At 72.7% G+C, this 7160-nt stretch carries 6 protein-coding genes; 3 read left to right on the top strand and 3 right to left on the bottom strand.

Annotation, left to right across the window (positions count from 1 at the left end; translation table 11 throughout):
* Both LWC33_RS20575 and LWC33_RS20570 read right to left on the bottom strand, forming a co-directional pair.
* On the bottom strand, positions 1 to 855 hold an 855-nt coding region (locus LWC33_RS20575; protein WP_233306047.1), incomplete at its 3' end, for a transposase.
* 18 nt (positions 856 to 873) lie between these two features.
* Complete coding sequence (locus LWC33_RS20570) at positions 874 to 1308, bottom strand: DUF3052 domain-containing protein (protein WP_233306046.1); 435 nt, start codon at positions 1306 to 1308, stop codon at positions 874 to 876.
* 223 nt (positions 1309 to 1531) lie between these two features.
* Between LWC33_RS20570 and aceE the strand changes: the two genes are divergently transcribed.
* Together aceE and LWC33_RS20560 are read left to right on the top strand one after the other, a co-directional pair.
* Entirely contained in the window at positions 1532 to 4327 is a 2796-nt protein-coding gene (gene aceE, locus LWC33_RS20565; protein ID WP_255692353.1) for a pyruvate dehydrogenase (acetyl-transferring), homodimeric type, read from the top strand.
* Positions 4328 to 4580: 253 nt separating this feature from the next.
* Positions 4581 to 4787 (top strand): cold-shock protein, encoded by a 207-nt coding sequence (locus tag LWC33_RS20560; protein WP_037052393.1) that lies wholly within the window; start codon positions 4581 to 4583, stop codon positions 4785 to 4787.
* Between the two features lie 188 nt (positions 4788 to 4975).
* Here the strand turns inward: LWC33_RS20560 and LWC33_RS20555 are convergent, their stop codons facing one another.
* A complete protein-coding gene (locus LWC33_RS20555) occupies positions 4976 to 5746 on the bottom strand; it encodes a pirin family protein (RefSeq protein ID WP_233306045.1) in 771 nt (256 codons plus the stop codon).
* A gap of 53 nt (positions 5747 to 5799) precedes the next feature.
* Between LWC33_RS20555 and LWC33_RS20550 the strand changes: the two genes are divergently transcribed.
* Entirely contained in the window at positions 5800 to 7029 is a 1230-nt protein-coding gene (locus LWC33_RS20550; RefSeq protein WP_233306044.1) for a PucR family transcriptional regulator, read from the top strand.
* The last annotated feature ends 131 nt before the right edge of the window (positions 7030 to 7160 follow it).

Raw genomic sequence — 7160 nt, 5'->3', positions numbered from 1 at the left:
GCCGCCGGTGCCGCCGGTGCCGCCGGTGCCGCCGGTGCCGCCGGTGCCGTGCTCGAGGTCCTGGCCCAGGACCGTGGCCAGCAGTGTCGCCGCCTGCTCCACCGGATCAGCCAGTTCCTGGCCATCCAGCACCGCCAGCACCGCGAACCCGTCCCGGGCCCGGGAGTCGATCAACTCTTCGCGGGCGATCGGGTCGTCCCAGTCGATCTGCGGCTCACCCGCACCGGTGTAGTCGTCCCCGCTGGTCAACACCGCCCGCAACCGAGCAGCCAGGTCGCCGCCGGCAGCGGCGAGCAGCCCACGCAGCGCCGAACGGATCAACGTGACCGTGTCCATCGTGGCCACCGCGTCATACAGCGGTGTCGAGTCCAGCACCCGGCGCCGGCCCACCAGCCCCGCCTCGTGCGCCGCCTGCAGGCCCACCTCGAAGATCCGGTCCGGCCGCTGCGAACGGCGCAGCCGCGCGCGCATATCCACCAGCACCGTGTGTGCGAAGCGGCCCCACCTGGCGCCGTAGCCGCCGACCCCGGCTGCGTAGCGCCAGCGCACGTCGAAGGCGTACCGGTCGACCGCCTCCCGGTCCGAGAGCCCCTCCAGACGCTGCAACGTCATCACCGTGGCCACCACCGACGGCGGCACCGACCGCCGGCCCCGATCGGTGAACAAGTCCGCGAACAACTCATCCGGGAACAACCGCTCCCGCTCCCGGGCCAGGAACCCGTAGATCGAGTTCTCCGGCAGCGTCTGCTCGCAGAACCCGACCACCTCGTCGAACAGATCACCCTGACGATCAGCGCGGCCCAACGTCACCCGGCCACTGTCCCGCAACCGACCGCCAGACCGGGCGACCGCCACGCGAAAGACACCAGCCACCTAGATGCGCTTCTTGCCCGCCTTCGGGGAGACGAGCCGGGCACCCGCCCAGTCCTCGCCCACGCTGGCGTTCGACGTCTGCGCCAGGCCCGCGGTGGGCGCGGCCTCCGCGATCTCGCTGGGCTCGAGATGGCCGCTCCGCCCCGTCTTCGGGGTGAGCACCCAGATCATACCGTTCTCGGCGATCATTCCCCGGGCGTCGACGAGGGTGTCGACGAGATCGCCGTCGCCCTCCCGGAACCACAGGAGCACGACGTCGATGACCTCCTGGGCGTCCTCGTCGAGGAGCTCCTCGCCGATGACGTCCTCGACGGCCTCGCGGACCGCTTCGTCGACGTCGGAGTCATAACCCAGTTCCTGGACGACCATGCCCGGCTCGATGCCGAGCTTGCCCGCGATGTCGGACGATCGTCCGGCATCTTCCGCGGCGACCACGCGTACACCTCTTTCCTCGAGTACGGCGGCACGCAGGCGCGCCACCGAGAGTCGGTTCGGATGCGGAATCCGAACACGACCATGCGGCCCCGCGCAACCGCCGTTCCGTGATCATGCGGCGAGGGGCACGATAGGGGGTACCGCCCGGGGCCGCCGTCCGGCACGACCCCCGGGAACGCGACACACTGCACGAACACCTGTACGAGCCACCCAGGGAGACCCCTTGACCGGCCAGAGCACCACCGGCGGCGACAACCCGGCCCGCGACGGCACCGACGGCCCGCGGCACGTCCACGTCATCCGTGACGGCCTCGCGGCCCACCTCCCGGACATCGATCCCGAGGAGACCGCCGAGTGGCTGGACTCGTTCGACGCCGCGTTGGACAACGCGGGCCAGCAGCGCGCCCGCTACCTGATGCTCAGGCTGCTCCAGCGCGCCCGCGAACGCCACGTCGGCGTCCCGGCGCTGACCAGTACGGACTACGTCAACACCATCCCGACCGACCGTGAGCCGTGGTTCCCGGGCGACGAGGACGCCGAGCGCGCGTACCGCCGCTGGATCCGGTGGAACGCGGCGATGACGGTGCACCGCGCGCAGCGGCCGGGGATCGGGGTCGGCGGGCACATCTCGTCCTACGCGTCGTCGGCGACCCTGTACGAGGTCGGCTTCAACCACTTCTTCCGCGGCAAGGACCACCCCGGCGGCGGTGACCAGGTCTACATCCAGGGCCACGCCTCCCCCGGCATCTACGCCCGCGCGTACCTCGAGGGCCGGCTGACCGAGGACCGGCTCGACGGCTTCCGCCAGGAGGTCAGCCACGGCGGCCCGGGGCAGGGCCTGCCGAGCTACCCGCACCCGCGGCTGATGCCGGACTTCTGGGAGTTCCCCACGGTCTCCATGGGCATCGGCCCGATGAACGCGATCATGCAGGCGCGGTTCAACCGCTACCTGAACGACCGCGGCATCAAGGACACCAGCCAGCAGCACGTCTGGGCCTTCCTCGGCGACGGCGAGATGGACGAGCCCGAGTCGCGCGGCATGCTCCAGGTGGCCGCGACCGACCAGCTCGACAACCTGACCTTCGTCATCAACTGCAACCTGCAGCGGCTCGACGGCCCGGTGCGCGGCAACGGGAAGATCATCCAGGAGCTGGAGTCCTTCTTCCGCGGCGCCGGCTGGAACGTCATCAAGGTCATCTGGGGCCGCGAGTGGGACGCCCTGCTCCACCAGGACCGCGACGGCGCCCTGATCAACCTGATGAACGTCACGCCCGACGGCGACTACCAGACGTACAAGGCCAACGACGGTGCGTACGTCCGCGACCACTTCTTCGGCCGGGACCCGCGCACGAAGGCCATGGTCGAGCCGCTCACCGACGACCAGATCTGGGGCCTCAAGCGCGGCGGGCACGACTACCGCAAGGTCCACGCGGCGTACAAGGCCGCGACCGAGCACCACGGCCAGCCGACCGTGATCCTGGCGAAGACGATCAAGGGCTACGGCCTCGGCTCGCACTTCGCCGGCCGCAACGCGACCCACCAGATGAAGAAGCTCTCCCTGGACGACCTCAAGCAGTTCCGGGACGAGCAGCGGATCCCGATCTCCGACGCCCAGCTCGAGCAGGACCCGTACCTGCCGCCGTACTACCACCCCGGCGACGACTCGCCCGAGATCCAGTACATGAAGGAGCGGCGCCGCCTGCTGGGCGGGGCGGTGCCTTCGCGGCGCACCACCTCGAAGGCGCTGGTGCTGCCGGGCGACAAGGTCTACGAGGCGGTCCGGAAGGGCTCCGGCAAGCAGGAGGTCGCCACCACGATGGCGTTCGTCCGGCTGCTGCGCGAGCTCGTGAAGGACAAGGAGATCGGCGGCCGGTTCGTGCCGATCATCCCGGACGAGGCCCGCACGTTCGGCATGGACTCCATGTTCCCGACGCAGAAGATCTACAACCCGCACGGGCAGCACTACACGTCCGTCGACGCGTCGCTGATGCTGGCCTACAAGGAGTCCGAGCAGGGCCAGCTGATGCACGAGGGCATCAACGAGGCCGGCTCGGTCGGCTCGTTCACCGCGGCGGGCACCTCGTACGCCACCCACGACGAGCCGATGATCCCGGTCTACGTCTTCTACTCGATGTTCGGGTTCCAGCGGACCGGCGACGGGATCTGGGCGGCGTCGGACCAGATGGCGCGCGGCTTCCTCGTCGGCGCCACCGCGGGCCGCACCACGCTGACCGGCGAGGGCCTGCAGCACAACGACGGGCACTCGCTGCTGCTGGCCTCGTCGAACCCGGCGATCGTGTCGTACGACCCGGCGTTCAGCTTCGAGATCGCCCACATCGTCAGGGACGGGCTGCGCCGCATGGTCGGCGACGACCCGGAGAACGTCATCTACTACCTGACGGTCTACAACGAGCCGTACCCGCAGCCGGCCGAGCCGGAGGGCCTCGACATCGACGGCGTGCTCAAGGGCATCTACCGCTACCTGGGCACGAACAAGGAGGACGGGCCGCAGGTCCGCCTGCTCTCCTCCGGCGTCGGGCTGCCGTGGGCGATCCGGGCGCGCGAGCTCCTGGCCGAGCAGTGGGGCGTGGGCGCCGAGGTGTGGTCGGTGACCTCGTGGGGCGAGCTGCGCCGCGACGGCGTCGAGGCCGAGCGCCACAACCTCCTCCACCCCGACGCCGAGCCGCGGGTCCCGTACGTGACCCGGGCCCTGGGCGGCACGGACACGCCGGTGATCGCCTCCTCGGACTGGATGCGGGCGGTCCCGGACCAGATCCGCCAGTGGGTGCCGGCGCCGTTCGTCGCCCTCGGCACGGACGGGTTCGGCCTCTCCGACACCCGTCCCGCCGCGCGCCGCCACTTCGCGGTCGACGCCGAGTCCATCGTGGTCGGGGCGCTGCAGTCGCTCGCCGCGCGGGGCGAGGTCGAGAAGGGCGCGCCCGCGGAGGCCGCCGCCAAGTACCGGATCGACGACCCGCAGGCCGCCGGCCCGCAGACGTCCGACTCCGGCGTCGCCTGATCGGAGGAGGGGGCCGCGGGCGCTCGCCCGGAAGGCCCCCTCCGGACGGCCAGGTCGCCATTCTGGTGTTTCGGTCCCGTTCCGGGACGAATACACAGCTCACGACCCCTCGGCAAGCGACGCGAATCACGCTAGGCTCCGCCCGACGCCGACCCTCCGATGGTGGATCGGTGTCCCGACCAGGGCGCGGACAGTAGCGGCCGGGCGGCGTTTCCCGGGGCGAGAGCCTCGAGCACGTACGAGGAGAGCAAGAATGGCAGAGGGCACCGTCAAGTGGTTCAACAGCGAGAAGGGCTACGGCTTCCTCGCTCCCGACGGTGGTGGCGCGGACGTGTTCGTGCACTACTCCGCGATCCAGGTCAACGGCTACAAGAGCCTCGACGAGGGGCAGCGTGTGTCCTTCGACATCGAGCAGGGCCAGAAGGGGCCGCAGGCCACGCAGGTGACGCCGATCGGCTGATCCATTCGTTCCGGCCGCCCGGTCGGGACGCCACCCACCAACCGGCGCACACCGTTCCGCTTTCCTCGCCCGTCTCGGCGCGAGCCCCGCACGGCACGTGTCAGCGAACGATCCGTACGTCGTCGAGGCCGGGGTGACCCCACGCGGTCACCCCGGTCATCGACGTCCGGAGCCGGTCGGTCCTGGGTTCACCCCGGTCGCAGGTCGCTCCCCATCGACCAGACCAGCACCTCGGCGCCCCCCGGGCCCGCGGTGAGTGTCGCGCTGCCCACGGCGAGGCCTGCGGAGCCGACCCTCGGCGCGGTCATCCGCAGCTCGTCGCCCTCGCCCAGCTCTCCGGCGGGGGTGTGCGCGCTGCCCGCCGCCAGGAAGACGTGCAGGTAGGGAGCCTCGGGCACCGTCCACATCGCTCCGGCGGGGAGCCGGGCGGCGTGCAGCTCGGCGTCGGCGCGGCGCAGCGGGAGCGGTCCGCCCCCTGCGCGGCCCGACGCCAGGAGGAACGGCCGCCCCGCGGCCAGCTCCTCCCCGACGTCCCGGCGGGCGAGCGCGGGCGCGTGCAGTGGCCGGTCCGGGACCAGCCAAGCCTGCACGAACCGCACCGGGCCCGCGCCGCCGCACCGCTCGGCGTGCTCCACACCCGTGCCCGCGGAGAGCACCTGCACCGTGCCCGGCCGTACCCGCGCCTCGTTCCCGAGCGAGTCCGCGTGCGCGAGCTCGCCGGACACCACCCACGTCACCAGGTCGACCTCGTCGTGGGCGTGGGTGTCGTAGCCCGCGCCCGGCGCGACCCGCTCGTCGTTGTGCGCCAGCAGGGCCCCGAAGAAGGTGTTCGCGGGGTCGTAGTGGGCGCCGAAGGAGAAGCCGTGCCGGGCCTCGCAGCCCGCGTGCACCGTCCGCGCCCGGTCCGCGCCGCGACGCAGTTCCACCCGCCCGTCCCCACCGGTCACGCCGCCGCTCACGGGGTCCTCCTTCCGGCGCGTCCGACCCGTCCCGGCGTGCCATGCTTCCCCATATGACCCTGTCCGACGTGCGGGCGGTCTCCGCGGCCACCCTGCGCCGCCTCGAGCTCGCCACCGGCGACCTCGCCGCGGCCTGCCTGTCCGCGATGGAGGAGGGTCAGCCGTGGTTCGCGCGGCTGCCCGCCGACCAGCGGGCGGGGGTCCTGCTCGTCACGCAGACCGGGGTCAGCAACTTCGTCGCCTGGCTCGGCGAGCCGGACGAGACGATCCGGCTCACCGCCGAGGCCTTCCGGATCGCCCCGCGCGACCTCGCGCGGCGGCTGTCGCTGCGCCAGACCGTCGATCTCGTCCGGATCGCCACCGACGTGTTCGAGGAGCGGCTGCCGCCGCTGGCCGCCGACGGGACCGAGTACCGGATCCTCGTCGAGGCCGTGCTCCGGTTCGGCCGCGAGATCGCCTTCGCCGCCGCCACCGTCTACGCCAACGCCGCGGAGACCCGTGGGGCGTGGGACGCGCGGCAGGAGGCGCTCGTCGTCGACGGCGTGGTCCGCGGCGACGCCGACGACGCCCTGGTCTCCCGCGCGGCCGCACTCGGCTGGGACCCTGCCGCGGCGGTCCGGGTGCTGGTGGGCAGCCCGCCCCCGGCCGACGGCGACGACCCGGCCGAGAGCCTCTCCGGGATCCGCCGGCACGCCACCCGCCTGGGCCGGTCCGTGCTGGTCGGGGTGCAGGGCAGCCGGCTGGTGCTGCTCCTGACCGAGCCGCGCGGCCGCATCGCCCCCGACGACCGGCCGCGCGACGGCGCCCACCCGATCGCCTCGCTCGTGGCGGACTTCGGGCCCGGCCCGGTCGTCGTCGGACCGCGGGCGCCGAACCTCGAGGCCGCGCACGTCTCGGCGCGCGACGCCCTCGCCGGGCTGCGCGCCGCTCCCGGCTGGCCCGGGGCACCCCGGCCCGTCGACGCCGACGACCTCCTCCCCGAGCGCGCGGTGTCCGGGGACCCGTCGGCGCTGCGACTGCTCGTCGAGTCCGTGGTGACGCCGCTGGAGGCGGCCGGCGGGGAGCTCCTGCGCACGCTCGCGGCGTACCTGGAGGGCGGCGGCGCCCTCGAGGCGTGCGCCCGCACGCTGTTCGTGCACCCCAACACGGTCCGCTACCGGCTCCGGCGCGTGAGTGAACTCACCGGACGCGCACCCACGGATCCGCGGGACGCGTTGGTGCTGCGCACCGCCCTGCTGGCGGGCCGCCTCGCGGACGTACCGGCGCCCCCGATCATGCCCTGACCTGGCAGAACCCTCCACCCCATGATGGACGGACGCGAAGGTGACCGGCGGGTAGCGTGCCGCCCGTTGGAGGAAACCCACAAATCGCGGCGGTCAACGTGGTGGGTGCCGGTGTTCCGTTCCCCGGCGCC

The sequence above is a fragment of the Pseudonocardia terrae genome (genome assembly GCF_021343995.1).
In the GTDB taxonomy this organism is placed as follows: domain Bacteria; phylum Actinomycetota; class Actinomycetes; order Mycobacteriales; family Pseudonocardiaceae; genus Pseudonocardia; species Pseudonocardia terrae.
This window is presented reverse-complemented; position numbering and strand designations above follow the sequence as displayed.

Bases quoted from the DNA above. Each gene is read 5' to 3' on its own strand.
- LWC33_RS20550 (WP_233306044.1), top strand. From the start codon at position 5,800: ATGACCCTGTCCGACGTGCGGGCGGTCTCCGCGGCCACCCTGCGCCGC.
- LWC33_RS20560 (WP_037052393.1), top strand. From the start codon at position 4,581: ATGGCAGAGGGCACCGTCAAGTGGTTCAACAGCGAGAAGGGCTACGGC.